The following is a 24,519-nucleotide window of genomic DNA, read 5'->3' as shown; positions in this document are numbered from 1 at the left end:
GTAATAAAATTACGAGATGCACGCAGTTTCCGTGAAAAGAGTCAAAACTGGCGGTGCCCGCGATGCTTGACGGGGGACTCCCCACAGGCGATGATTCGCGCCGCACCCCCTGACAATTTGGAGGCTGGACGATGGCGTCCCGCGCAGAACCGTCGCCGTTGCGCGACACGATGAAGGCAGGCGCGCGCCGCAGCGGCGCGCTGATCGGCGGAACCCTGCTGTTCCTGCTGACGATGGCCGCCGTGCTCGCGCTCCTCACCTATCATTCGCAGGATCCTTCGCTGAATACCGCCTCGGGCGGTCCGGCGCGCAATCTGCTCGGCAATCCGGGCGCCTGGACCGCGGATCTGCTGCTGATGGTTCTCGGCCTGCCCGTCGGGCTGATCGCTCCCGTCGGCCTTATCATCGCGCATCGGCTCTGGACCGATCGCCCGGTCGGCAATTGGCGGCGGATGTTCTGGGGCGTGGCGATCGGCGTGGTGCTGCTCTCTACTGCGCTTTCGTTCTTTTCCAGCGATTCGGTGCTGTGGCTCGTCGGCGGCTGGGGCGGCGTGATCGGCCTCAGCATCGCTAGGCTGTTTTCCTGGGGCATCGGCTTCATCGGCCGGCCCGACATCGAATTCTGGATCACCCGCGGGCTGGGGCTGGTCTTCGCGCTCACCGGCCTGTGGATCTGGTGGCGCAGCCTGGACCTCCGCTTGCCGGAGCGTGGTGCGCGCACGCCGGGCGATTCGCCCGCGCAGCGGCCGCAGCGCTCGGCCACGGCCGAACCGCTGCTGCGCGAACCTCCCGAAGTGCGCGAGCCGCGCGAACCGCGCAAGCTGGTGGTGCCCGACAATCGCCCCGGTCCGGTGATTGCCGACCGCTCGATCGCTCCTTCTCCCGCGCGCAGCAAACCGCCCGAGCAGACCAGCCTCGACTTCAAGGACAGCTACAAGCTGCCTCCGCTCGATCTGCTCAAGGCGGCGCCGCCCAACCAGAACGCCGTGATCGACAAGGCTGCGCTCGAGCGCAACGCCCGCCTGCTCGAAAGCGTGCTCGACGATTTCAACGTCAAGGGCCAGATCGTCGAAGTCCGCCCGGGCCCCGTCGTCACCATGTACGAGCTGGAGCCGGCGGCCGGCATCAAGGCTAGTCGCGTCATCCAGCTCGCGGACGACATCGCACGCAACATGAGCGCGATCTCCGCGCGCGTCGCGACCATCCCCGGCCGCACCGTGATCGGCATCGAGCTTCCCAACGCCAAGCGCGAGCCGGTCAACCTCCACGAGCTGATCGGCAGCGAGGCGTTCGAATCGCAGGGCGCGTCGCTCCCGCTCGTGCTGGGCAAGAACATCGCCGGCGATCCGGTGATCGGCGATCTCGCGCCGATGCCGCACCTGCTCGTCGCCGGCACCACTGGCTCGGGCAAGTCGGTCGGGCTCAACTCTATGATCCTGTCGCTGCTCTATCGGCTCACGCCCGATCAGTGCCGGATGATCATGATCGATCCCAAGATGCTCGAACTGAGCATCTACAAGGACATCCCGCATCTGCTCGCCGATGTGGTGACCGATCCGCCCAAGGCCGTGCGCGCGCTCAAATGGGCAGTCGAGCAGATGGAGGATCGCTATCGCATGATGGCGAGCGTCAACGTCCGCAGCCTCGCCAGCTTCAACGACAAGGTGCGCGCCGCGAAGCTCAAGGGGCAGGCGCTCGGCCGCAAGGTCCAGACCGGCTATGATCCCGATACCGGCCGGCCGATCTACGAGGAGGAGACGCTCGATCTCCAGCCGCTGCCGCAGATCGTGGTGATCGTCGACGAGCTTGCCGATCTGATGATGACCGCGGGCAAGGAAGTCGAGTTCCTGATCCAGCGGCTCGCGCAAAAGGCGCGCGCGGCGGGCATCCATCTGATCATGGCGACGCAGCGCCCCTCGGTCGACGTCATCACCGGCGTGATCAAGGCGAACCTGCCGACCCGCATCAGCTTCCACGTCACGTCCAAGATCGATTCGCGCACGATCCTGGGCGAGCAGGGCGCCGAGCAGCTGCTGGGCAAGGGCGACATGCTCTACATGCCCGGCGGCAAGCAGATCGTTCGCGTCCACGGCCCGTTCGTGAGCGACGACGAAGTCCAGGCGGTCGCCGATTTCTGGCGCGCCCAGGGCGCCCCCGATTACATCAGCGCCGTCACCGAAGAGCCCGAGGACGGCGGATTCAGCCTCGAAGGCGCTCCCGATGGCGAGGACAGCCCCGAGGACCAGCTCTATCGCCGCGCCACCCAGCTGGTGGCGGAAAGCCAGAAGGCATCCACCTCATGGCTCCAGCGCCAGCTCCGCGTCGGTTATAATTCGGCGGCGCGCCTGGTCGAACGGATGGAGAAGGACGGCCTGGTGTCGCGGCCCGATCACGTCGGCCGCCGCGAAGTGTTGATGGACACCGACGGGCGCCCGCTGTGAGGATCATTTGGTGCGCGCGGGGGTTCAGGAGGCATTCAAGCCACCCCGCCTAGGGGCATCATCCGGCAATTGGAGAAGAAATACGTGTTTGCACGGCCCCTCGCCCTCACTCTGCTCGCCGCTCCCGCGCTGGTCGCCGCCGCGCCTGCGCCCGAGCTCGCCCAGGTGCAGCAGCACCTCCAGGCGGTGAGCAGCATGACCGCGGATTTCACTCAGATCGACCGCAACGGACGCGCGCTCACCGGCACGATGACGCTCAAGCGTCCCGGCAAGATCCGCTTCCAGTATCAGAAGGGCGTGCCCCAGCTGATCGTCGCGGACGGCAACAGCCTCTATTTCATCGACTATCAGGTGCGGCAGGTCGATCGCTGGCCGATCGGCAATTCGCCACTGGCGGTGCTGCTCAATCCCAAGCGCGACATCACCAAATATGCGACGCTCAAGCCCACCGGCGATCCGGCCGTCTTCTCGGTCGAAGTCCATGATCCGCGCCATCCCGAATATGGCCGGATCACGATGATCTTCCAGAAGAACGCCTCGGCGCCCGCCGGGCTGATGCTTCAGGGCTGGGTGGCGCTCGATTCGCAGAACAACCGCACCACCATCCGCCTGGCGAACCAGCGCTTCAATGCACCCGTTTCCGACGGAGCGTTCCGCTGGAACGATCCGCGGAGGCAGGGGCCCCGCAATCGCTGACGTCACTGGCCTGCTGTTCATCTCCGCGACAGGTTACGGGGCCTAAAAACCAGAGTGCGGATGTGGGCCATTACCTGAGATTTCCCCCTGTTGCTCGGGATTGACCCACATCCCGCCTGCGTGAACGAACGCTAGGTCGGCCCTCGCTCCACTGCCCCCGGAGCGGGGGCCTTTCCGCATCTGGCGCAGCGGGATTTGGATAGCTACATCGTCCGGGTGAAGATCGCTTCCTGGAACATCAATTCGGTGCGTTTCCGCATCGGCATCGTCGAGCAATTCCTGCGCGAGGAATCGCCGGATATCCTGTGCCTTCAGGAAACCAAGGTCATCGACGGCGACTTCCCCGAAGCGCCGTTCCGCGCGCTCGGCTATGAGCACATCATCAAGCACGGCCAGCGGATGCACCACGGCGTCGCCATCCTCTCCCGGGTGCCGGTGGTCGAGGATGATCGCTTCGACTGGCAGGCCAACGGCGAGGCCCGCCACGTAGGCGTCCGGCTCCCCAACGGCGTGCGGCTCGAGAATGTCTATGTGCCGGCCGGGGGCGACACGCCAGACCGCGAGATCAATCCCAAGTTCGGCCAGAAGCTCGATTTCGTCGAGCGGATGACGCGCTGGTCGGAGGGGCTGCGGGTGCCTTCGATCCTGGTCGGCGACCTCAACATCGCCCCGCTCGAATGCGACGTGTGGAACCACAAGGCGCTGCTCGACGTGGTGAGCCACACGCCCGTCGAGGTCGAGGCGATGGGCCGCCTCCAGGCCGCGCACGACTGGGTGGACCTGGGGCGCAGCTTCATCCCGGCGCCCGAGCGTTGCTTCACCTGGTGGAGCTATCGCGCGAAGGACTGGGCCGCCTCCGATCGCGGACGCCGTCTCGATCATATGTGGGCGAGCCCCGAAGTCGCCCGGACCGCAACCAACCACAAGGTGCACGAGCCCTGCCGCAGCTGGCTCAAGCCGTCCGACCACGTGCCGATCGTCACGGAATTTGACTTTTGAGCGATCCGCGCGCCGTTGCCCGCGCCATAGACGCGCTCCGCCGCGGCTGGCCGATCGCGATCCGCGGCGGCGACGGTACGCTGCGCCTGCTCGCAATCGAGACTGCCGACCCCGAACGGCTCGACGCCTTCGATCCTGCCGGAGAGGCGCCCGTGCTGCTCTCGGCCGGCCGCGCGGCGACGCTCAAGCTCGCCAACCAGCGTGAGGCCGCCGCACCCGATTGCCCGGTGCTGGTCGAGCGGACTCCCTGGCTCGACTTCGGCACCGCAACCGCGCTCGCCGACCCGCAGCTCGACTTGGCGACACCGCTCAAGGGCCCCTTCCGCGCAGTACCGCTCGCCGCCGCCGCAGCCGCGGCTGCGGCGCTACGCCTCGCCCGGGTCGCCGGGCTGCTGCCGGCATTCTTCGCCATTCAGGGGGAGGACGCCGAGGCGATCACGCCCGCCGACATTGACGCCCATGAGGATGCCAACCGGCTTCGCATCGTCGGCCGCGCTCGGCTTCCCGTCGAAGGCGCGGAGGACGCGGAGATCGTCGCTTTCCGCACCGACGAGATGCCCGGCGAGCACATCGCGCTGTTGATCGGCCAGCCGGACGGACGGCCGCCGCTCGTGCGGCTCCACAGCGAGTGCCTCACCGGCGACATGCTCGGCTCGCTCAAATGCGATTGCGGCCCGCAGCTTCGCGCCGCGATAGAGGCAATTGCGGCCAGCGGATGGGGCATCCTGCTCTATCTGCGCCAGGAAGGTCGCGGCATCGGCCTGATCAACAAGCTGCGCGCCTATGCGCTGCAGGACCAGGGCTTCGACACGGTCGATGCCAACACCCGGCTCGGCTTCGCGGTCGACGCGCGCAACTTCGCTACGGCGGGGCGGATGCTCGCACTACTGGGGCAGCGGAAAATACGCTTGCTCACCAATAATCCCGACAAGGTAGCTGCGCTGCAGGAGGCGGGGATCGAGGTGATCGAGCGCGTGCCTCATAAGCTCCCGCCGAACCCGCACAACGAACGCTATCTCGCCACCAAGCGCGACCGCACGGGGCACCAACTTTAAAGAATCAGCCGCGCCACTTCGCCAAAGTCGTGCGCGATCTCCTGGACTCCGAGCGCACGCAGCCGTTCGCCATGATCCGGCGCGCAATGCATGCCCGCGCAAAGCCCGATCACATGCGCCCCCGACGCCACCGCGCCGGTCACCCCCACCGGAGAATCCTCAAGGATAACGGTGCACTCGATATCCACGCCCAACTCATGAGCTGCGTGGAGATAGACATCCGGCGCAGGCTTGCCGCACGCGACATGCTCGCGTCCGCTGAAGATCTTGTCCCCAAAGGCATCGCGCACGCCAAGGTGCTCGAGATGCCGAGTGATCCAGCGCGTCGAACTCGACGAGGCGATCGCACGCGGCAGTGTAGGCGGCAGTGCGCGGATGAAGGCGATCGCGCCCGCCACCTCGGGAAGCCCCTCCTCGAGAGCCCGTCGATCCTCCTCGGCACGAGCATCGTGGAAATCCTCGGGAATGGGACGGCCGATCCACTGCTCGATCGCCGAGTGGAAGTCATTCCCAGCGAGGCCCATGAAGTTCGCCATCGACTGTTCGGGCGTGGTCGGATGGCCGATCCGAGTCAGATATTCGGCGATCTGCCGGTTGCCGGCATATTCGCTCTCGAGCAGCACGCCGTCGAAATCGAAGATTATGGCGTCGAACTTCACGAGCGTGCTCCGAACAAGGCGGTGCCGACGCGCACATGCGTCGCGCCGATCATCACCGCGGTTTCATAATCGCCCGACATGCCCGTGCTGAGCCCTGTCAGGCCGTGGTCGCGTGCGAGCTTCGCCAGCAGCGCGAAATAAGGCGCCGGCTCCACATCCAACGGCGGCACGCACATCAGCCCGGCGATCGGCAGCTCCGCCGCGCGTGCCTCCGCGAGCAGATCGGGCAGCGCCTCGATCGCGCACCCGCCCTTTTGCGGCTCGGCGCCGATATTGACCTGAACGAAGCAGTCAGGGCGCCGACCGGCGCGGTCCATCGCCTTGGCGAGCGCCGGGACGAGCGAAGCGCGGTCGACCGAGTGAATCGCATCGAACAGCGCGACGGCATCGTCCGCCTTGTTCGACTGGAGCTGACCAACCAGATGGAGCCGCACGTCCGGCGTCTCGGCCCGCAGCTCGGGCCACTTCGCGGCGGCCTCCTGGACGCGGTTCTCGCCGAACACACGCTGGCCTGCTGCGATCAGCGGCCGGATCGCGACAGTTTCGTGCATCTTGGATACGGCGATCAGCTCGACCGAATTGGACTTGCGACCGGCGAGTCGAGCGGCACGCGCGATCTTCTCGCGTACTTCGGCGAAGCGCTGACTGACATCGTCTATGGACATGCCCCGCGCTATAGGCAGGCGGATGCACCGCCGCCACCCCCTGCCGCACCTCTGGCTGATGACCGATGAACGCATGGGCGACGCGCTCTGGGCAGCTATTGAGCGGCTGCCGCGCGGAAGCGGAATCGTCTTCCGTCACTACCAACTCGAACAACGGGAGCGACGCGCACTGTTCGCGAAAGTGACGAAGCTCGCCCGCAAACGCGGGCTGCTGCTGGTGCGGGCGGGCGGCCAGCGCCTCGGGCCCCGTGAAGCAGGAGTCCATGGCGAACGCGCCCGCCCGGGGCTGGTTTCGACTCACCCGGTGCATTCACGGCGCGAAGCGGTCGCGGCAATCCGACAGGGGACCGATGCGTTGTTCGTGTCGCCGGTGTTCCCGACGCGCTCGCACCCCGGCGCACGCACGCTCGGCCGCGTGCGGCTGGGGCTGATGATCCGGGATTTGCGCGTGCCGGTGATCGCGCTCGGGGGGATGAATACGCAGCGCGCGAAAGGACTTGCGGTGCTCGGCGTCTATGGCTGGGCAGGTATAGACGCCTGGACCTGAGCGTCAGAAGCGGAAGGCGGTTCCCACATAGACCGCCTGGCTGTCACGGCGATCGTCACGCAACTCCGGCAGCCGGTCACGCTCGCTCTTGTAGCGGACGCCCGCAGTCACAGCGAGATTGCGAGTCAGCGAATAGGACCCGCCCACGTCGATCGAATAGCTCGGCTTGTCGCCGATCAGCACGGGCGTATCAGCTAGCGGACGATCCGCAGCGGCGATCACGCGGCCGGTGATTCGCTTACCGGCGTAGCTGACGCCGACATTGGTCTGCTCGCGCCCGCCGGGCTGGCTCACCAGATCGACTCGAGTCACGTCGCCCGAGACGGCGAAGCGCTTCCAGCCTACCGACACACCGAGGTTATAGGCGATCGGCGCGAGGCTGACCGCTTCCGCGGAAGCCAGCGCGCTGCGCTCGGCGGCTCGGGCCGCACGCGTCGAGCGCGCGCGCACTGCGACCGTCACTGCACGGTTGCCACGGCGCGATTCGGACGGTGTGAAGCGGAAGCCGCTCTCCGGAAGTCCGCTGCGCGCGAGGACGGCGGCGAGCTTGGGATCGGCGGCAGCCGGAGTGAAGGCGCCGAAGCCACGCGGGACCGAAACCGCGGAACGCTTGTCGAGGCGCTGGGCGCCTCCATTCTCCTGCGCCTGGAGCGCGGGCGCGATAATCGCGCCGGCGGCGCACAGCGCCCCGAGCCCGACTCCCGCGATCCAACGTCCCAGCCGCATTTTCACTCCCTTTAGATAAGGCGCCTACCATGATTCGGGAGCATGGTTCCACCGGTGGCACAAATTTCGTGCAACTGTTGCTCCATGCCCACAGAATCAGCAGACAATTAGGTACAAACCGCCTCGCGGGCCTGCGAATCGGCGCCTTGCTCCCGCCATATCAACCCCTATAGATGCTCGCACTGGTTTTCCCTTGCCTTTAGGAATGTGTCGATGAACCGCCTGTTGCGCACCGCGATCCTGGGGTCGCTCGTCCTTTCGGTTGCCGCGTGCGGCGGCAAAGAGCGCCCCCAAGCCGATCTCGCCGCGTCGAAGGTCACCACCATCGGCGTGAATTCCTATTTGTGGCGCGCAAGCCTAGACACGCTGAGCTTCATGCCGCTGCTCCAGACCGATTCGAACGGCGGGGTTATCGTCACCGACTGGTATGTGAACCCGAACGTGCCGACCGAGCGGATGAAGGTGACCGTCACCATCCTGGACCAGGACCTGCGCGCCGACGCGCTGCGCGTCGCGGCGCTGCGCGAAGTGAACTCGACCGGCCAGTGGGTCACCGCTCCGGTTCAGGCGGCTACGGTACAGAAGCTCGAGGACATCATCCTCACCCGTGCCCGCGATCTGCGCCGCTCCGCCCTCGTCAACGACTGAACCGACGGGGACATTAGCGATGACGTCGCGTTTCAACCCGCTCAAGGCGGACGCGGCGTGGCAGAAGGCGTGGGAAGAACGCCGCACCTTCGCCGCGCGTGACGATTCGCCCAAGCCCAAGAGCTTCGTGCTCGAGATGTTCCCCTATCCTTCGGGGCGCATCCACATGGGCCATGTGCGCAACTATACGATGGGCGACGTGCTCGCGCGCTTCCGGCGCATGACAGGGCATGAAGTGCTGCATCCTATGGGATGGGACGCCTTCGGCATGCCCGCCGAGAATGCCGCGATGGAGAAGAAGGTCCATCCCGGCGCCTGGACGCGGCAGAACATCGCGACGATGAAGGCACAATTGAAGCGTCTGGGCTTCGCACTCGACTGGACACGCGAGCTCGCCACCTGCGAGCCCGGCTATTATGGCCAGGAACAGGCGCTGTTCCTCGACCTGTACGAGGCGGGACTCGTCTATCGCAAGGAATCGGCGGTCAACTGGGACCCAGTCGACATGACCGTCCTCGCCAACGAGCAGGTGATCGACGGCCGCGGCTGGCGATCGGGCGCGCTGGTCGAGCGCAAGAAGCTCAGCCAGTGGTTCCTGAGGATCACCCAGTTCGCCGACGAACTGCTCGAAGGGCTGAACGGCCTCGAGCACTGGCCGGACAAGGTCAAGCTGATGCAGGAGAACTGGATCGGCAAGTCCGAGGGGCTGCAGTTCCGGTTCAAGCTGTCCGACGACGGCGAAGTCGAAGTCTTCACCACGCGGCCGGACACTATCTTCGGTTCGAGCTTCGTCGCGATCGCGGCAGACCATCCGATCGCGCAGCGCCTCGCCGCGGACAATCCTGAGGTCCAGGCGTTCATCGAGCGCTGCAAGCAGGGCGGCACCACCGCCGCCGAGCTCGAGACGCAGGAGAAGTTGGGACTCGACACCGGGCTTCGCGCTACGCATCCCTTTGATTTGACATGGGAATTACCGGTCTACATCGCGAATTTCGTGCTGATGGACTATGGCACCGGTGCGGTCTTCGGCGTGCCCGCGCACGACCAGCGCGATTTCGAATTCGCGACCAAATACGCCCTGCCGATCCGCCGCGTGGTATCCGAAGGCGACAAGACCGCGCCGGAGTTCCACGAGGACGAGGCCTATACCGGCCCCGGCACGCTGGTGAACTCGCACTTCCTTGACGGCATGGACGTGACCGACGCCAAACGCGAGGTCATCCGCCGCGCGGAGGAAGACGGCTGGGGCACCGGCACCACCGTGTGGCGCCTGCGCGACTGGGGCGTGAGCCGCCAGCGCTATTGGGGCACGCCGATCCCTATCATCCATTGCGATGCGTGCGGCGTCGTTCCCGCACCGCGCGAGAGCCTGCCGATCGTGCTGCCCGAGGACGTGAGCTTCGACATTCCGGGCAACCCGCTCGACCGGCATCCGAGCTGGAAAAACGTCGATTGCCCCAGGTGCGGATCACCTGCGCGCCGCGAGACCGACACGCTCGACACTTTCGTCGATTCCTCCTGGTATTTCATCCGCTTCGCTAGCCAGCCGAGCGACAAGCCGTTCGACAAGACGGTGGCCGAGCAATGGCTGCCGGTAGGCCAGTATATCGGCGGCGTGGAGCACGCGATCCTGCACCTGCTCTACGCGCGCTTCTTCACCCGCGCGCTCCAGCACATGGGCAAGCTCGACGTGGCCGAGCCGTTCGCCGGGCTGTTCACCCAAGGCATGGTGACACACGAGACCTATAAGTCGCGGGCGGGTGCTTGGCTCTCGCCCGAGCAGATCCGCCGCGACAGCGCAGGCGCGGTCGAGCTCGCGACGGGCGATCCAGCGATCGTTGGCCGCATCGAGAAGATGTCCAAGTCCAAGAAGAACACGGTCGATCCCGAGCCGATCGTGGACCAATATGGCGCGGACGCGGTGCGCTGGTTCATGCTCTCGGATTCGCCGCCCGAGCGCGACCTGGAGTGGACCGAGAACGGCATCGAAGGTGCGTGGCGCTTCGTCCAGCGGCTGTGGCGGTTGTTCGATGGGCTTGACGAGAGCCAAGACGCCAACGGCGCGGACAAGGAGCTGCTCCGCAAGCTCCACCGCACCATCGCCGGGGTTGCCGAGGACATCGAGGCGCTGTCGTTCAACAAGGCTGTCGCCAAGCTCTATGAGCTGGTCAACGCCATCGAGAAGGCACCGGCATCGGCAGCGCGCGCAGAAGCGATCCACACGCTCGCACGGATCGTTGCGCCGATGGTGCCGCACCTCGCCGAAGAGGCCTGGGCGGCAATGGGCAATGAAAACCTGATCGCCGACGCCGCCTGGCCCGAAGCCGATCCGGCACTGCTCGTCGACGACGAAGTGACGATCGCCGTGCAAGTGAATGGCAAGCTGCGCGATACGCTGGTAATGCCGAAAGGAGCCGCGCGCGCCGATGTTGAGGCGGCGGCACTTGCATCGGACAAGATCGTCCGGCTGCTCGAAGGAAAGGCCCCGCGGAAAGTGATCGTTGTGCCCGATCGCCTGGTGAACCTCGTCGCATGAGATGGGCGGCGCTCCTGCTTGGCGCGGTGGCGCTTTCGGGCTGCGGGCTGAAGCCGCTCTACGGCGGCGGTGACGGCAGGCAGGTCCGCGCGACGCTCGCCGCGGTCGAGATCGCGCCGATTCCCGGCCAATCCGGCTGGCTGGTGACCAACGCGCTGCGTGACCGCCTCAACACCGGACAGCGGAGCGGAGCGCGGTATCGGCTCCAGGTCGAGCTCGATGACCAGATCGTCGGGCTGGGCGTGCGCCGCGACGATTCGGTCGCGCGCGAGCGCCGGACGCTGCGCGCACGCTATCAGCTGGTCGACCTCACCAACGGCGCCATCGTCCTCGATGCTGCGGCGGGATCGGACGCTGGCGTCGACGTGGTCAATTCGGAATATGCGACGATCGCCGCCGAGCGGACCGCGCTCGAACGGCTTTCGGAGATCGTCGCGGACCAGATCGTCGCACGCGTGGCGCGCTTCGCCCAAACGGCCCCCGCTCCAGCCGGCGCGCAATGAAGGCGACCGCGTCGCAGATCCGCGCCGCCGTCGACAAGCCCAACCCCGACACCCGGCTCTACCTGTTCCATGGTCCCGACGAAGCCGGCGCGGCCGAGCTCGCCGGGCGGCTGGCGCGCGCGCTGGGACCGGAGGCCGAGCGTGTCGACGTCGACATGAAGGCGCTCCGCGATCAGCCCGGGCGGCTCGCCGATGAGGCGGCCTCGATGTCGTTGTTCGGCGGGGTGCGCTATGTCCGCATCGCCGGGATCGAGGAAGGCGCGATCGAAGCCGTGACGCTGCTGCTCGAGGCCGAACGCGCCGGAAACCCGGTGATCGCGATCGGGTCGGGGCTCAAGGCCAGCGGTAAGCTTGCCAAGCTGGCGATCGCCTCGCAGTGCGCGCTCGCCTTCGCCTGCTATGTCCCTGAGGGGGTCGATGCCGCCAAGCTCGCCTCGGCGGTGGCGCGCGAGCACGGGCTGCGGCTGACGAGCGACTTGGCCCAGCGCCTAGCGTCGGCGAGCGGCGGTGACCGCGCGATCCTGACACGCGAGATCGAGAAGCTCGCGCTCTACCTCGATGCCGCGCCGGATCGGCCGCATGATGCCGACGCCGACGCTTTCGAGGCGATCGGTGCCGATCTGGGCGAAAGCGAGATGTTCCATCTCATCGATGCGATCCTCGATGGCCGAGTCGATACGCTCGGCTCCGAGCTGGCGCGTTTGGGTGCTAGTGGCGGATCGGCGATTCCGCTGCTGCGCCAGCTCGTGCGCCGGCTGATGACGCTCGCCGATATCCGTGTGGACGTGGACTCGGGCTTGGCTATCGACCAGGCACTTGAAAAACATCGTGTTTTCTTCCGGGAGAAGCCGGCCACCGGACGCGCGCTGCGCCGCTGGAATGCGGGCCAACTCGCCCGCGCGATCGAGCGTGTGCGTCAAACCGAACGCGCGCTGATGCACGGCGCGAGCGCAGGGGAAGTCCTTGCGGAGGCCGAGTGTACGGCGCTCGCCCGCCAGGCAGCGCGAGCGCGCGGTTGAGGCTAGATCCGCTCGCCGGTCAGGCGCTGGCAGACCATGTCGAGCTGGTCGAGCGTCGAATAGGACAAGGTCAACGTGCCACCCCTGCCGCCATGCGCGATGCGGACGTTGAGCCCTAGCACATCGCCGAGCTGACGCTCGAGCGCGGCGATATCCGCGTTGCGTTCGGGGGATGCGCCGACAGCGCGACGCACGGATTCGGGCTTGGCCTCGCGCGCGAGCTTCTCGGTCTCGCGCACCGACAGGCCCCGCGCCACGACTTCGCGCGCCAGCCGTTCGGGATCGGGCGCGCCGATCAGCGCGCGGGCATGCCCCATCTCGAGCGCGCCTTCGATCACCATCTGCCGAACCGATTGCGGCAATTCGAGCAAGCGGAGGAGATTGGCGACATGGCTGCGCGACTTGTGGACGAGCCGACCGAGCGCTTCCTGGGTGTGGCCGAACTCGCCGATCAGCCGCGAATAGGCCTCGGCTTCTTCGATTGCATTGAGATCCTGGCGCTGGATATTCTCGACCAGCGCGATTTCCATCGCCTCGGCGTCGCTGAGCTCGCGGACAATGACCGGGACTTCGTGCAGCCGTGCGCGCTGCGCCGCGCGCCAGCGGCGTTCGCCGGCGACGATCTGATAGCTATGGCCGTGCGGACGGACGACGATCGGCTGGATCAACCCTCGCGCTGCGATCGACTGGGCGAGATCGTCGAGCGCCGCCTCGTCGAAATGCCGCCGTGGCTGGCCCGGGTGCGGCGCGAGCGAGCTGACCGGCAGCATGCGCACTCCGGTGGGGTTTCCGCCCTCCGTCGCACCCGAGATCGGCGCCTCCTGAACGCTGTCGCCCAACAGGGCGCTGAGCCCGCGGCCGAGGCCGGGACGCGCTTTGCGGGGGGCTGCGGCAGAATCGGTCATGCGGCCTTCTTGAGTTTGGGCAGGCGGTCGATCACTTCGCGTGCGAGCGCGATATAGGCTTCCGATCCGGCGCAGCGATGATCGTAGATCAGCGCGGGCACGCCGTGGCTCGGCGCCTCGGAAAGACGGACGTTCCGGGGAATCACCGTCTCGAAGACGACAGGCCCGAGCACCGCACGGACATCGTCGGCGACTTGGTCGGTGAGGCGATTGCGGCGATCATACATCGTCAGCGCCACGCCGAGGATCGACAGGCCCGGATTGAACCGGCCCCGGATACGCTCGACGGTGCTCAGCAGCTGGCTCAGCCCCTCCAGCGCGAAGAACTCGCACTGCAGCGGCACCAGCAGCGCGTCGGCGGCAACCATCGCGTTGATCGTGAGAAGCCCCAGCGAGGGCGGGCAGTCGATCAGCACCACATCCCATCGCTCCGCGCGGTAGCGTGCGATCGCGGCATCGAGCCGGTGGGTGCGCGCATCGAACTCGACAAGCTCGATTTCAGCGCCCGAAAGGTCCTGGGTGGCGGGGATGACGTCCAGCCCCGGGATGCGTGAGGCAACCGCCACCTCATCGAGCCCCGATTCCCCCACCAGCAGGTCATAGGAGGAGCGCTCGCGCTGCGCATGGCCAATGCCCAGGCCGGTGGAGGCATTGCCCTGCGGATCGAGGTCGATCAGCAGCACGCGCTGCCCGGTCGCCGCCAGCGCGGTGGCGATATTGATGGCGGTTGTGGTCTTCCCCACTCCGCCCTTCTGGTTGGCGATCGCAATGCAGATCATCTGGGCCGCACCCCCCGGGCTACCACGACGCCCGAGTCAGGCTGTGTGATGCTTGGTTCCACGTGGAACACACCCTGCCACTTCATGCGCGCGGCTTCCACCTCCGATTGCGCATTGCGCCCCTTGGGCAGCAGCCAGACTGTGGACGAATCTGTGCAGTGAATTGTGGACGAGAACAACTGGGACAACTCAGCGACCGCACGGGCTGAAACCACTGCCGCGGGTATGGCGGTCCGATAGGTCTCCACCCGTGATCCCTGCACGACGATCTTCTCGCTCAGGCCCAGCGCCTCTGCGGCTCGGCGGAGGAACTCGATTCGTTTAGCGCGTGGCTCAACCAGCACGACGGGACGACCGGTCAGTGCAGCCACAACGATGCCTGGGAGGCCGGCGCCCGAGCCGACATCGAGCCAGGCGCCACTGTCCGGCGCGCCTTCGGACAATGGCACAAGCTGGGCAGAATCGACGAAATGGCGCACCCACAGCGTCTCGAAGGTAGAGGCGGCGATGAGGTTCTGGTGCTGGGCTTCTTCCCGGAGCAGTTCGGCATAGCCGTCGAGCAGTGTTTCACGTGAAACGCCGAACCGCTCCCGAATCCAGAGCCGCGCCTCCTCTTCGGTCATGCCGCGGATCGCCGGGCGTGGAGAAGAATCGCCGAAAGCGCCGCTGGGGTTATCCCGCGGATGCGCGATGCCGCGCCCAGCGTCGCGGGCCGGGCTGCGGAAAGCCGTTCGACCATTTCGTTCGAAAGACCAGGAATAGCGGCAAAGTCGAGATCGGCGCGCAAGCGGACATTGTCATTGGCGCGAAGCTGCGCCACCTCCGCTGCCTGCCGCTCGAGATACGGCGCATAACGCGCATCCTCGACAAACTCGGCAAGCAGCACCTGATCGGCGTCGAGCGAGTCGCCCGACACGTGATGCAATTCCACTGCGGGAAAGCGCAGCCATTCCTTGGCACTGCGCCGCCCCCCGTCGAGCGCAACCGCAGCGCCCCGCTCCTGCAGATTGCTAGCGGTGTGCTGAACCGCGAAATGCTGCTCCAGCTTGTTGCGCTCGCGCCCACGCCATTCCATGCGGGCGATGCGCTCCACACTCAGACAGTCGAGTCGCCCGGCAATATCCCCCAGCCGAGTCTCGGCGTTGTCCGCACGCAGCCGAAGCCTAAACTCTGCGCGTGCGGTGAGCATACGATAAGGCTCTGTAACGCCCTGGAGCACCAGATCGTCGATCATCACGCCGAGGTAGCTCTCGGCCCGATCCAGAATCAGCGCCTCACGCGCGAGCGCGTGCGCGGCCGCATTGATGCCGGCAACCAGCCCCTGTCCTGCCGCTTCCTCATAACCCGTGGTCCCGTTGATCTGCCCGGCGAAGAAGAGTCCTGAAAGCTGTGGAAGGGCGAGCGTGGCTTCGAGTGCGCGCGGGTCGATATAATCATACTCGACGGCATAGCCCGGTGTGACGATCCGGCATCGCTCAAGGCCGGGCACCGACTCGACCATCGCTTGCTGGATATCCACCGGAAGCGAAGTCGACATACCGTTCGGATAGATAAGGTGCGTCCCCAGCCCCTCGGGCTCAAGGAATATCTGGTGCCCGTCGCGGTCGCCGAAACGATGAATCTTATCTTCGATTGAGGGGCAATAGCGCGGCCCCTGCGCATCGATCGCGCCGGTGAACAGCGGCGAGCGGTCGAGCCCGGCGCGGATCGCGTCATGCGTCGCCGCGGTGGTCCGCGTCACGCCGCAGTGAAGCTGGGGCAGCGCGCGCGCCGGCGTGAGCGGCGACATCGTCCACTGCTCGACGTCGGACGGCTGCTCGTCCACGCGGGCCCAGTCGATCGAACGTCCGTCGAGGCGCGGCGGCGTGCCGGTCTTGAGCCGCGCCATCGGCAGGGCGAGCTCGCGGAGCTGCTGCGCCAGCCGCGTGGCTGCGGCCTCACCGATCCGCCCACCTTCGAACCGCTCCTCGCCGCGGAAGATTCGCCCGCCCAGAAAAGTCCCGGTGGCGAGCACCACCGCAGGTGCTTCCAGCAACGAACCGTCGGCGAGTCGGAGACCAGCCACAACGCCCCCACGCACTTCGAGCGCTGAGGCCTCGCCTGACACCAAGGTGAGATTCGTCTGCGCCTCTAGCATGTGCTGGATCGCGGCAGCGTAGCGGACCCGGTCCGCCTGGACGCGCGGGCCCTGTACCGCGGTTCCCTTGCTGCGATTGAGCATCCGATAGTGGATACCCGCGGCATCGGCAGCGCGCGCCATCAATCCATCGAACGCATCGATCTCGCGGACCAGATGTCCCTTCCCCAAACCCCCGATCGCGGGGTTGCATGACATCGCGCCGAGCTTTGCGAGATCGAAGCTCAACAGCGCCGTGCGGGCACCGCGGCGCGCAGCAGCAGCCGCGGCCTCGGTGCCTGCATGGCCACCGCCGATGACGATCACGTCGAACTTCATGCTCGTGCAGCTAGGGATTTCAGGCGCCAAGGTCAAAAGCGTTCCACGTGGAACATCATTTTCCGATGCAGAACCGCGCGAAAAGCGCGTCGAGCATCGCTTCGACACTCGCCTTGCCGGTGATCGCGTCAAAGGCGATCCGCGTACTGCGTAGCTCTTCCGCGAGCAGAAGCAGGTCCGCTTGAGCCGCCGCCCGTCGCAGTGCCGCTGCTGCGTCCTGACACAGCCGGCGCTGACGCTGGTTGAGTGCGACCATATCCGGGGGCGGAAGGAGCGCGTCGGCGAATGCAGAAAGGCGGCCCCAGAGCGCGTCTATACCCGCGCCCGTCACCACAGAAACTGCCAGATCTTTGCCGTCGGCCGATCCCCGTTCCGCCTCATCCGCCCTTGCATGAATCCATAGCACCGCAGGATGCTGGGGCGGCGGATCGTCGCCGAGCCACAGCAGGATGTCCGCTACGTCCAGCGCGTCACGCGCCCGCGCAATGCCGATTTCCTCGATCGCATCGCCCGGCGCCTCGTTTAATCCTGCGGTATCGATAAAGAGATAGGCAGTCCCGCCCCGCACGACCGGGGCTTCGATCCGGTCGCGCGTCGTGCCTGCGATCGGCGAGACGATCGCTGCGTCCCGCCCCACCAGCGCGTTGAGCAAGGTCGACTTGCCCGCGTTGGGCGGGCCGGCAAGCACGACGCGCAAACCGTCGCGCAGCCGCTCGACCGGTGGCCGCTCCGCCACCACCTCTACGTCCGCAGCGAGTGCCGCCGCGCCGTGCTGAAGCGTGAGCAGCGCGTCGCCGGGACCGGAAACATCGTCCTCGTCGCTATGGTCGAGCAGTGCTTCGGCATGTGCAGCGAGCGCGAGCAGCCGCGCTTCCCAGCCCTCGACCTCCCGCCGCACCGCACCCTCCGCCGACCGAAACGCAACGCGTCGCTGCCCCTCGGTCTCGGCGGCCAGCAAATCGCCCAATCCCTCAGCTTCACTCAGATCGAGCTGGCCATTGAACAGCGCGCGGCGCGTGAACTCACCCGGCTCGGCGGGCCGCATGCCTTGGATAGATCCGAGCGCAGCCTCCACCGCGCGGACCACCGCCCTCCCCCCGTGAAGGTGCAACTCGGCCAAATCTTCACCCGTCGCACTCCGCGGACCTGGGAACAACAGCACCAACGCACGGTCGAGCAACTCGCCGTCCGACGGATCGCGCAACGCTCGCAGCGCCGCGCGTCGCGGCGCCGGCAGATCGCCTGCAAGCGCTTCGACCGCGGCGAACGCCTTGGAGCCACTCAAACGCAACACAGCGATTGCGGCGGGCGGTGCACCGCTCGACACCGCGAAGATCGTATCCACGTCAGCCGGCCTTGTTCCCGCCTCCGCCTTCGAACAAGCCGCGCCAGAAACTCATCCCCGCCTCGCCCATTGGCGCCCAGTTCCGGATCATGGCTTCAAAAGCTTCAGGATTTCCTTGTTTATCAATAGCTTCTGACATCATCGCGACATAGCGATCGTGGATCGGAGACAAATCCGGCAGCCCCATCGCCCGGCGCGCTTCCTCCGGGGTGCATTCGACTTCGACATTGATCTTCATGGGCAGCTTCTCCGCTTGAGCGCGCCGCGGCGCGGCTGCTAGGCATTCGTCCATGTATGCGCGCGACCAGGCCCTGATCGCAACGCCTGTCGGTCCGATCCGGATCACGGGTGATGAGAGCCGGATCACGGCCGTGCACATTGGAGACGAAGGCCCGCTGTCGCGGGCAAGCGCTGTGGCGGTCCGCGACGCGGTCGAACAGCTCGAACTATGGTTCGCAGGTGAGCGCCAGAGCTTCGATCTGCCGCTCGCCCCAACCGGCACCGATCGCGGCGAAACGCTCCGCCAAGGTCTGATCGAGGTGCCCTACGGCGATACGCTGAGCTATGGCGAACTCGCGCAGCGGCTCGGCTCCAGCGCTCGCGCGATCGGGCAGCTTTGCGCGCGCAATCCCTTTCCGATCATCGTCCCGTGCCACCGCGTGCTCGGCGCCGGCGGCAAACTCGGGTTCTATTCGGGCGGCGAAGGACCCAGGACCAAATTCTGGCTGCTCGAGCACGAGCGGCGCCATGCGAGAGGGACATTGCTATGACCGGGACGATCCAGATCGACGCGCTCGACGGCAGCGGCAGCTTCGACGCCTATGTCGCCGAACCCGCGGACACGCCGCGCGCGGCCATCGTCGTGATCCAGGAAATCTTCGGCGTGAATCCCGGCATCCGCGCGCGTTGCGACCGTTGGGCCGAGAGCGGCTATCTCGCGCTGGCACCCGATCTGTTCTGGCGGATCGAACGCGGCGTCGAGCTCGATCCTGACGTGCCCGAGCAGTTCCAGCAGGCACTAGGACTGATGAACAAGTTCGACCAGGCGCAGGGCGTCTCGGATATCGAAGCGACGATCAAGGCGGCGCGCGCCCGGCTGGGCGAAGGCGGTAAGGTAGGCGTGGTTGGCTACTGCCTCGGCGGCCGCCTTGCCTTCATGTGCGCAACGCGGACAGATTCGGACGCGAGCGTCGGCTATTATGGCGTCAGCATCGACAATCTGTTGGCCGAAAAGCACGCGATCGCGCACCCGGTGCTGCTCCATGTCGCAGGCGCCGATCATTTCGTGACTCCAGACATTCAGGCAAAGATGCACGAAGGGCTCGACGGCCACTCCAGGGTCACGCTTTACGACTATCCGGGCGAGGATCACGGCTTCGCAACTGAGAGCGGCAAGCGGCGCTCAGAGGAAGCGGCGCAGCTGGCAGACAAACGGACCGCGGAGTTCTTCGCAGAGAATCTGGGCTAGGGCCCAAGGTCACCAATTCCGTTCGCCCTGAGCCTGTCGAAGGGCGCTCTACAGCGCTCCCCTCGCCAAGAACTCGCCCTTCGACAGGCTCAGGGCGAACGGACCTCCTAGGCGAAGAAGCTGGTGATCCCCGGCGTCTCGTGGCTGCCCACCCAGCCTTCGTAGATCATGCGGAAGGCGACGAAGACGATCACGGCCAGGCCGATATACGCGATCCAGCGGTAGCGGTCGATTAGCTTGGCAATAAAGTTCGCTGCCAACCCCATCAGCGCGACCGAGAGCAGCAGGCCCACTACCAGGATGCCCGGGTGCTCACGTGCGGCGCCAGCGACCGCCAGGACGTTGTCCAGGCTCATCGAGACGTCGGCGACCGCCACTGCCCAAGCAGCGCCTGCAAAGCTCTTGGCGGGCCTCAGGCCCGAATGCTCGTCGCCACCGATCTCCGCCGATCCCTGGCTGTGCGTGCCCTGGCGGATTTCGCGCCAGAATTTCCAGCTCACCCACAGCAGCAACAGCCCGCCGGCGAAGATCAGCCCGACGATTCCCATCAGCCAGCTGACGATCAGCGCGAAGGCGATGCGCAGCACCAGCGCCGCGCCGATACCGATCAGGATGACCTTCTTGCGCTGATCGGCTGGAAGGCCCGCGGCGAGCGCGCCGACGACGATCGCATTGTCGCCCGCGAGCACCAGATCGATCATCAGCACCGAACCGAACGCCGCGAGCGCCGTCGGCTCGGTGATGTTCGAGAAATCGGCGACGATGTGGTGCCAGATTTCGGCAGGGGAGCCGAGGCCCGCGGCCGCGGCGCTGAAGATCAGATCGAGCATGCGACAGCCCTAGCGCCGGGATTGACGCGCGCAAGAGTACGCGACAGCGGCACGCGGGTTCCGTGTACGATTTCGGACAGCGACACGGGCAAACCCCGCGCTGCCGGCCCGACTGCAGATTACTGGTTCATCGAGTCGAAAAAGTCCTCGTTGGTCTTCGAGTCCTTCATCTTGTCGAGCAGGAACTCCATCGCGTCGACGGTGCCCATCTGCATCAGGATGCGGCGCAGCACCCACATCTTGGTGAGCTTGGCCTTCTCGACCAGCAGCTCTTCCTTGCGGGTGCCCGACTTGCCCACGTCGAGCGCCGGGAAGATGCGCTTGTCGGCCACCTTGCGATCGAGGACGATTTCCGAGTTACCGGTGCCCTTGAACTCTTCGAAGATCACTTCGTCCATGCGGCTGCCGGTGTCGATCAGCGCGGTGGCGATGATCGAAAGCGAGCCGCCTTCCTCGATATTGCGCGCGGCGCCGAAGAAGCGCTTCGGCCTCTGCAGGGCGTTCGCGTCGACACCGCCGGTCAGCACCTTGCCCGAGCTCGGCACCACGGTGTTGTAGGCGCGGCCGAGACGCGTGATCGAATCAAGCAGGATCACCACGTCCTTCTTGTGCTCGACCAGGCGCTTGGCCTTCTCGATCACCATTTCGGCCACCTGGACGTGGCGCTGCGCCGGCTCGTCGAAGGTCGAGGAAATGACCTCGCCCTTCACGCTGCGCTGCATGTCGGTGACTTCCTCGGGCCGCTCGTCGATGAGCAGCACGATCAGGAAGACTTCGGGATGGTTGTCGGTGATCGCCTTGGCGATGTTCTGGAGCAGCACGGTCTTGCCGACGCGGGGCGGCGCGACGATCAGCGCGCGCTGGCCCTTGCCCTGCGGCGCGACGATGTCGATCACGCGCGCCGACTTGTCCTTGATCGTCGGATCGAGCGTGTCGAGGCTGAGCTTCTGCTCGGGATAGAGCGGCGTGAGGTTGTCGAAATTGACGCGATGGCGGACTGCGTCGGGATCGTCGAAATTGACCGAGACGAGCCGGGTCAGGGCGAAATAGCGCTCGCCGTCCTTGGGCGCGCGGATCTCGCCTTCCACGGTGTCGCCGGTGCGCAAGCCGAACTTGCGCACCTGATTGGGCGAGACATAGATGTCGTCAGGGCCGGCGAGATAGTTCGCCTCGGGGCTGCGCAGGAAGCCGAAGCCGTCGGGCAGCACTTCGATCGTGCCTTCGCCCATGATCTGGTCGCCCTGCTCGGCCTGTGCCTTGAGGATCGCGAACAGCAGATCCTGCTTGCGGAGCGTGGACGCGCTCTCCACGCCGAGCTCCTCGGCCATGGTGACCAGTTCGGCGGGCGCTTTTTTCTTGAGGTCCTTGAGGTGCATGGGGAGTCCGGGTGCTGGGAAGCTATGGGGGGAGCGTCGGTCGGCGAAAGATGCGCGCGATTTGCGATGCTGGAGGGAGGGTGCGCCCCGGATTCCCGGAGCACGCGAGTCGAATTAGGTGCGCCCCCCACCCAAGTCAACCGGGATCGGCAGCGATTGACGCAGCTGCGGACCCTTAGACGCGGAGTCGGGGCTCAAAAGGGCTTCACGACTGCCAGGACCACAATCAGCACCGCCGCGAGCGCCGGCAGCTCGTTGAGCATCCGCAGGCGCCGGGTCGAAAGGCTAGCCACCCCCGCCGCAAGCTTCTTCGAATAGCCCACCGCCCAGCCGTTATAGCCCGAGAGCGCGATCACGAGCAGCAGCTTGGCATGCAGCCAGCCGATCCCCGGCTGACCGTCGAACAGCCCGACATTGGCCGCCAGCGCAATCCCGAGCAGCCAGACGATCGCCATAGAGGGCGAGAGGATCATCCGCTTGAGCAATGCCTCGCGCTTCACCCAATCGGCGGCCTGAGGCGTGCCCAGCGCCTCCTGGTGATGGATCAGGTAGCGCGGCAGCAGAAACAGTCCGGCCATCCAGAAGATCACGAAGATGATGTGGAACGCCTTCACCCACAGATAGGCGCCGCCCAGGAATCCCGTCATGCTCGCCTCCACTTCCGGACAATCATGCCCGCCGCACTCGTGCCAACAGCTGCTCGACATGCGCGATCGGCGTGTCGGGCAGGATGCCGTGGCCCAGGTTGAAGACATGCGGCCGATCGGCGAACGCCGCAAGGATGCGATCCACCGCGTTATCGAGCGCCGACCCGCCTGCGATCAGCGCCAGCGGATCGAGATTGCCCTGCACCGGCAGGTTGGCGGGCAGCGAAGCATGCGCCCAGGCCGGATCCACCGTCTCGTCGATCCCAATCGCATCCACGCCGGTCTCGCGCGCATAGGCGGGTAGCTTGCCGCCCGCGCCCTTGGGAAAGCCGATGATCGCGACCTGTGGGCAACGCGCGCGCACCCCGGCTACGATCCGCGCGGTCGGCGCGATCACCCATTGCTCGAACTGCGCAGGCGAAAGGCTTCCTGCCCAGCTGTCGAACAGCTGCACCGCCTCCACGCCTGCTTCGACCTGCGCCGCCAGATAATTGATTGTGCAGTCGGCGATGCGGTCGATCAGCGCCTGCATCAGCGCGGGATCGCCATAAGCGAGGCGCCGTGCCTCCGCCTGCTCGCGAGTCCCTTGGCCGGCGATCATATAGGTGGCGACCGTCCAGGGGCTTCCCGCGAAACCGAGGAAGGTGGTCGCCGCCGGCAGCTGATCGCGCACGCGCCGCACCGTCGCAAAGACCGGATCGAGCACCGTCGAGTCCGCCGCCAGCGCATCGAGCACTGCGCGCGCGCCGATTTTGGGCGCCAGCCGCGGCCCCTCGCCGGTCTCGAACCACAGCTTCTGGCCGAGCGCCATCGGCACCACCAGAATGTCCGAGAACAGGATCGCGCCGTCCATGCCGAAGCGCCGGATCGGCTGGAGCGTGATCTCGGCCGCAGTTTCGGGATCCATCGCCAGTTCGAGGAATCCGCCCTTTTCGGCTCGCATTGCGCGATACTCGGGCAGGTATCGCCCGGCCTGGCGCATGAGCCAGATCGGCGGGACCGGCTGCTTCTCGCCGCGGAGCGTCGCGAGCAGGGGCTTAGGGGTCGGAGTGCTCAGATCGGCCTCTTTCCAGAATCAATTAAGATAAGAATCTAAGGGTTGTTGGAGTCAGTTGGCGCGTGGAAGCCGGGGCTTATGCGTTGATCCGGATATTGCCAACAGATTGACTCGCGCCGCGCCGCGGAAGCCCTCGGATTCGGTGGCGCATTCCACGTTTTTCACAGCTTGTGGAATGGAACAGCGGTCCGTGGATGCGGTTGTGGAAGAATCACGCGCCGAGTCCCCGATTCCGGCGCGCTTGGTCCACGCGCCCGGTTGCGCTACCGCCTATCCGCCATGTTCTCCACAGATTCACGCACGGCCTGATGCGGCTGCACCTCCACCTGCTCTCGGATTCGACCGGCGAGACGCTGGAGAATATCGCCAAGGCCGCGCTCGCGCAGTTCGACGACGTCGAGACGCTGCGGCATTTCTGGCCGATGGTCCGTTCGGAGGCGCATCTCGAGCGAATCCTGCAGGAGATATCGCAGAACCCCGGGCTGGTGATCTTCACGCTGGTGAACAGCGACATTCGCCGCACGCTGGAAATGCGCTGCCGCGCGATGGGGCTGCCCGCGATCGCGCCGCTCGATCCGGTGAGCCACGCGCTTTCGAGCCTGCTAGGCCAGGAAGCCAAGGCGCGCCCTGGCCGCCAGCACATGCTCGACGCCGCCTATTTCGCGCGCGTCGATGCGATCCAGTTCACGATCGCGCACGACGACGGGATCGGCGCGGAGGATTGGGAGGAATCGGATATCGTCCTGGTCGGCGTTTCGCGATCGTCCAAGACGCCGACTTCGATCTATCTCGCCAATCGCGGCTACAAGGTCTCAAATATCCCGATCGTGGTGGAGGCGCCCCCGCCGCACGAGCTGTTCCAGCTTCAGCACCCGCTGATCGTCGGGCTCACCACCAGCGCCGACCGGCTCGTCCAGATCCGCCGCAACCGGCTGCTCTCGCTCAACCAGAATCAGGAGACGAGCTATGTCGATCAGGATTCGGTCCAGCGCGAGATCGCCTATGCCCGCCGCATGTTCGCCGACAATGGCTGGCCGGTGATCGACGTGACGCGCCGCTCGATCGAGGAAACCGCCGCCGCGATCATCCAGCTCTGCAACGAGCGCACGCTGGAGGCGAAGGGCGCATGACGACGCTGGTTCTCGCCTCGCAGAGCGCGTCGC

General features: G+C 66.2%; 25 protein-coding genes. 12 read left to right on the top strand and 13 right to left on the bottom strand.

The window, feature by feature from the left end:
* The first annotated feature begins 131 nt into the window (after positions 1-131).
* The 4 genes from ACMGDH_RS03265 (at position 132) to ribA (ending at position 5,191) form a co-directional block, all read left to right on the top strand.
* Positions 132-2,441, top strand: a complete 2,310-nt coding sequence (locus ACMGDH_RS03265; protein ID WP_436826482.1) for a DNA translocase FtsK — start codon at positions 132-134, stop codon at positions 2,439-2,441.
* An 84-nt stretch (positions 2,442-2,525) separates the two neighbouring features.
* Positions 2,526-3,137, top strand: a complete 612-nt coding sequence (locus tag ACMGDH_RS03260; protein WP_436826481.1) for a LolA family protein — start codon at positions 2,526-2,528, stop codon at positions 3,135-3,137.
* A 216-nt stretch (positions 3,138-3,353) separates the two neighbouring features.
* Positions 3,354-4,136 (top strand): exodeoxyribonuclease III, encoded by a 783-nt coding sequence (locus ACMGDH_RS03255; RefSeq protein WP_436827211.1) that lies wholly within the window; start codon positions 3,354-3,356, stop codon positions 4,134-4,136.
* Positions 4,133-5,191, top strand: coding sequence for a GTP cyclohydrolase II (gene ribA / locus ACMGDH_RS03250; RefSeq protein ID WP_436826480.1), 1,059 nt, complete (start codon positions 4,133-4,135; stop codon positions 5,189-5,191). The genes ACMGDH_RS03255 and ribA overlap by 4 nt, the downstream gene beginning before the upstream one ends.
* Here the strand turns inward: ribA and ACMGDH_RS03245 are convergent.
* Together ACMGDH_RS03245 and ACMGDH_RS03240 are read right to left on the bottom strand one after the other, a co-directional pair.
* The gene (locus ACMGDH_RS03245; RefSeq protein ID WP_436826479.1) at positions 5,188-5,850 is read right to left on the bottom strand and encodes an HAD family hydrolase; all 663 of its coding nucleotides are present in this window, start codon (positions 5,848-5,850) and stop codon (positions 5,188-5,190) included. The genes ribA and ACMGDH_RS03245 overlap by 4 nt on opposite strands.
* Positions 5,847-6,515 (bottom strand): YggS family pyridoxal phosphate-dependent enzyme, encoded by a 669-nt coding sequence (locus tag ACMGDH_RS03240; RefSeq protein WP_436826478.1) that lies wholly within the window; start codon positions 6,513-6,515, stop codon positions 5,847-5,849. Before ACMGDH_RS03240 ends, ACMGDH_RS03245 begins: the two co-directional genes overlap by 4 nt.
* A 22-nt stretch (positions 6,516-6,537) precedes the next feature.
* On the opposite strand from ACMGDH_RS03240, the gene ACMGDH_RS03235 reads away from it, so the two are divergent.
* Positions 6,538-7,062, top strand: a complete 525-nt coding sequence (locus tag ACMGDH_RS03235; RefSeq protein ID WP_436826477.1) for a thiamine phosphate synthase — start codon at positions 6,538-6,540, stop codon at positions 7,060-7,062.
* A 3-nt stretch (positions 7,063-7,065) separates the two neighbouring features.
* Here ACMGDH_RS03235 and ACMGDH_RS03230 read toward each other — a convergent pair whose 3' ends face one another.
* Complete coding sequence (locus ACMGDH_RS03230; protein ID WP_436826476.1) at positions 7,066-7,788, bottom strand: hypothetical protein; 723 nt, start codon at positions 7,786-7,788, stop codon at positions 7,066-7,068.
* A gap of 213 nt (positions 7,789-8,001) precedes the next feature.
* Between ACMGDH_RS03230 and ACMGDH_RS03225 the strand changes: the two genes are divergently transcribed.
* From ACMGDH_RS03225 to holA, 4 genes are read left to right on the top strand one after another with little or no spacing between them, the layout of a single operon-like run.
* Positions 8,002-8,436 (top strand): DUF3576 domain-containing protein, encoded by a 435-nt coding sequence (locus tag ACMGDH_RS03225; protein WP_436826475.1) that lies wholly within the window; start codon positions 8,002-8,004, stop codon positions 8,434-8,436.
* A 19-nt stretch (positions 8,437-8,455) separates the two neighbouring features.
* Positions 8,456-10,972 carry a leucine--tRNA ligase gene (gene leuS, locus ACMGDH_RS03220; RefSeq protein WP_436826474.1) on the top strand — a complete coding sequence of 839 codons (2,517 nt, stop codon included), beginning with the start codon at positions 8,456-8,458 and terminating at the stop codon, positions 10,970-10,972.
* On the top strand, positions 10,969-11,475 hold the full coding sequence (lptE, locus tag ACMGDH_RS03215) for an LPS assembly lipoprotein LptE (RefSeq protein WP_436826473.1): 507 nt from the start codon (positions 10,969-10,971) through the stop codon (positions 11,473-11,475). Before leuS ends, lptE begins: the two co-directional genes overlap by 4 nt.
* Positions 11,472-12,494 carry a DNA polymerase III subunit delta gene (gene holA / locus ACMGDH_RS03210; RefSeq protein WP_436826472.1) on the top strand — a complete coding sequence of 341 codons (1,023 nt, stop codon included), beginning with the start codon at positions 11,472-11,474 and terminating at the stop codon, positions 12,492-12,494. Before lptE ends, holA begins: the two co-directional genes overlap by 4 nt.
* A gap of 2 nt (positions 12,495-12,496) precedes the next feature.
* On the opposite strand, the gene ACMGDH_RS03205 is transcribed toward holA, so the two are convergent.
* Genes ACMGDH_RS03205 through ACMGDH_RS03180 form a run of 6 tightly spaced genes read right to left on the bottom strand, consistent with a single transcriptional unit; the run spans position 12,497 to position 18,216 of the window.
* Positions 12,497-13,399, bottom strand: coding sequence for a ParB/RepB/Spo0J family partition protein (locus tag ACMGDH_RS03205; RefSeq protein ID WP_436826471.1), 903 nt, complete (start codon positions 13,397-13,399; stop codon positions 12,497-12,499).
* Positions 13,396-14,178 carry a ParA family protein gene (locus tag ACMGDH_RS03200; protein ID WP_436826470.1) on the bottom strand — a complete coding sequence of 261 codons (783 nt, stop codon included), beginning with the start codon at positions 14,176-14,178 and terminating at the stop codon, positions 13,396-13,398. Before ACMGDH_RS03200 ends, ACMGDH_RS03205 begins: the two co-directional genes overlap by 4 nt.
* Positions 14,175-14,801 carry a 16S rRNA (guanine(527)-N(7))-methyltransferase RsmG gene (rsmG, locus tag ACMGDH_RS03195; protein ID WP_436826469.1) on the bottom strand — a complete coding sequence of 209 codons (627 nt, stop codon included), beginning with the start codon at positions 14,799-14,801 and terminating at the stop codon, positions 14,175-14,177. Before rsmG ends, ACMGDH_RS03200 begins: the two co-directional genes overlap by 4 nt.
* A complete protein-coding gene (gene mnmG / locus ACMGDH_RS03190; protein ID WP_436826468.1) occupies positions 14,798-16,633 on the bottom strand; it encodes a tRNA uridine-5-carboxymethylaminomethyl(34) synthesis enzyme MnmG in 1,836 nt (611 codons plus the stop codon). Before mnmG ends, rsmG begins: the two co-directional genes overlap by 4 nt.
* Before the next feature lie 55 nt (positions 16,634-16,688).
* Complete coding sequence (gene mnmE, locus ACMGDH_RS03185; RefSeq protein ID WP_436826467.1) at positions 16,689-17,978, bottom strand: tRNA uridine-5-carboxymethylaminomethyl(34) synthesis GTPase MnmE; 1,290 nt, start codon at positions 17,976-17,978, stop codon at positions 16,689-16,691.
* A gap of 1 nt (position 17,979) precedes the next feature.
* A complete protein-coding gene (locus ACMGDH_RS03180) occupies positions 17,980-18,216 on the bottom strand; it encodes a DUF6489 family protein (protein WP_436826466.1) in 237 nt (78 codons plus the stop codon).
* Between the two features lie 52 nt (positions 18,217-18,268).
* Here ACMGDH_RS03180 and ACMGDH_RS03175 point away from each other — a divergent pair, with 52 nt between their 5' ends.
* Complete coding sequence (locus ACMGDH_RS03175) at positions 18,269-18,748, top strand: methylated-DNA--[protein]-cysteine S-methyltransferase (RefSeq protein WP_436826465.1); 480 nt, start codon at positions 18,269-18,271, stop codon at positions 18,746-18,748.
* Positions 18,745-19,446, top strand: a complete 702-nt coding sequence (locus ACMGDH_RS03170; RefSeq protein ID WP_436826464.1) for a dienelactone hydrolase family protein — start codon at positions 18,745-18,747, stop codon at positions 19,444-19,446. Before ACMGDH_RS03175 ends, ACMGDH_RS03170 begins: the two co-directional genes overlap by 4 nt.
* A 107-nt stretch (positions 19,447-19,553) precedes the next feature.
* Here ACMGDH_RS03170 and ACMGDH_RS03165 read toward each other — a convergent pair whose 3' ends face one another.
* The 4 genes from ACMGDH_RS03165 to hemE form a co-directional block, all read right to left on the bottom strand.
* Complete coding sequence (locus ACMGDH_RS03165) at positions 19,554-20,276, bottom strand: TerC family protein (protein ID WP_436826463.1); 723 nt, start codon at positions 20,274-20,276, stop codon at positions 19,554-19,556.
* Between the two features lie 119 nt (positions 20,277-20,395).
* A complete protein-coding gene (gene rho / locus ACMGDH_RS03160; protein WP_436826462.1) occupies positions 20,396-21,652 on the bottom strand; it encodes a transcription termination factor Rho in 1,257 nt (418 codons plus the stop codon).
* 194 nt (positions 21,653-21,846) lie between these two features.
* Complete coding sequence (locus tag ACMGDH_RS03155) at positions 21,847-22,299, bottom strand: HemJ family protein (RefSeq protein ID WP_436826461.1); 453 nt, start codon at positions 22,297-22,299, stop codon at positions 21,847-21,849.
* A gap of 22 nt (positions 22,300-22,321) precedes the next feature.
* On the bottom strand, positions 22,322-23,356 hold the full coding sequence (hemE, locus tag ACMGDH_RS03150; RefSeq protein ID WP_436827210.1) for a uroporphyrinogen decarboxylase: 1,035 nt from the start codon (positions 23,354-23,356) through the stop codon (positions 22,322-22,324).
* 308 nt (positions 23,357-23,664) lie between these two features.
* On the opposite strand from hemE, the gene ACMGDH_RS03145 reads away from it, so the two are divergent.
* Positions 23,665-24,486 (top strand): pyruvate, water dikinase regulatory protein, encoded by an 822-nt coding sequence (locus ACMGDH_RS03145; protein WP_436826460.1) that lies wholly within the window; start codon positions 23,665-23,667, stop codon positions 24,484-24,486.
* Positions 24,487-24,519: the final 33 nt, after the last annotated feature.

It is taken from the genome of Sphingomonas radicis (assembly GCF_051400635.1).
Lineage (GTDB): Bacteria > Pseudomonadota > Alphaproteobacteria > Sphingomonadales > Sphingomonadaceae > Sphingomonas.
The sequence above is the reverse complement of the archived record's forward strand: the minus strand, read 5'-3'. Positions and strand labels throughout refer to the sequence as shown.

Excerpts from the sequence above, each read along its gene's own strand:
- ACMGDH_RS03265 (WP_436826482.1), top strand. The coding sequence starts at position 132 with ATGGCGTCCCGCGCAGAACCGTCGCCGTTGCGCGACACGATGAAGGCA.
- ACMGDH_RS03240 (WP_436826478.1), bottom strand. The coding sequence starts at position 6,515 with ATGTCCATAGACGATGTCAGTCAGCGCTTCGCCGAAGTACGCGAGAAG.
- ACMGDH_RS03235 (WP_436826477.1), top strand. The coding sequence starts at position 6,538 with ATGCACCGCCGCCACCCCCTGCCGCACCTCTGGCTGATGACCGATGAA.
- ACMGDH_RS03230 (WP_436826476.1), bottom strand. The coding sequence starts at position 7,788 with ATGCGGCTGGGACGTTGGATCGCGGGAGTCGGGCTCGGGGCGCTGTGC.
- ACMGDH_RS03225 (WP_436826475.1), top strand. The coding sequence starts at position 8,002 with ATGAACCGCCTGTTGCGCACCGCGATCCTGGGGTCGCTCGTCCTTTCG.
- leuS (WP_436826474.1), top strand. The coding sequence starts at position 8,456 with ATGACGTCGCGTTTCAACCCGCTCAAGGCGGACGCGGCGTGGCAGAAG.
- lptE (WP_436826473.1), top strand. The coding sequence starts at position 10,969 with ATGAGATGGGCGGCGCTCCTGCTTGGCGCGGTGGCGCTTTCGGGCTGC.
- holA (WP_436826472.1), top strand. The coding sequence starts at position 11,472 with ATGAAGGCGACCGCGTCGCAGATCCGCGCCGCCGTCGACAAGCCCAAC.
- ACMGDH_RS03205 (WP_436826471.1), bottom strand. The coding sequence starts at position 13,399 with ATGACCGATTCTGCCGCAGCCCCCCGCAAAGCGCGTCCCGGCCTCGGC.
- ACMGDH_RS03200 (WP_436826470.1), bottom strand. The coding sequence starts at position 14,178 with ATGATCTGCATTGCGATCGCCAACCAGAAGGGCGGAGTGGGGAAGACC.
- rsmG (WP_436826469.1), bottom strand. The coding sequence starts at position 14,801 with ATGACCGAAGAGGAGGCGCGGCTCTGGATTCGGGAGCGGTTCGGCGTT.
- mnmG (WP_436826468.1), bottom strand. The coding sequence starts at position 16,633 with ATGAAGTTCGACGTGATCGTCATCGGCGGTGGCCATGCAGGCACCGAG.
- ACMGDH_RS03180 (WP_436826466.1), bottom strand. The coding sequence starts at position 18,216 with ATGAAGATCAATGTCGAAGTCGAATGCACCCCGGAGGAAGCGCGCCGG.
- ACMGDH_RS03175 (WP_436826465.1), top strand. The coding sequence starts at position 18,269 with ATGTATGCGCGCGACCAGGCCCTGATCGCAACGCCTGTCGGTCCGATC.
- ACMGDH_RS03170 (WP_436826464.1), top strand. The coding sequence starts at position 18,745 with ATGACCGGGACGATCCAGATCGACGCGCTCGACGGCAGCGGCAGCTTC.
- ACMGDH_RS03165 (WP_436826463.1), bottom strand. The coding sequence starts at position 20,276 with ATGCTCGATCTGATCTTCAGCGCCGCGGCCGCGGGCCTCGGCTCCCCT.
- rho (WP_436826462.1), bottom strand. The coding sequence starts at position 21,652 with ATGCACCTCAAGGACCTCAAGAAAAAAGCGCCCGCCGAACTGGTCACC.
- ACMGDH_RS03155 (WP_436826461.1), bottom strand. The coding sequence starts at position 22,299 with ATGACGGGATTCCTGGGCGGCGCCTATCTGTGGGTGAAGGCGTTCCAC.
- ACMGDH_RS03145 (WP_436826460.1), top strand. The coding sequence starts at position 23,665 with ATGCGGCTGCACCTCCACCTGCTCTCGGATTCGACCGGCGAGACGCTG.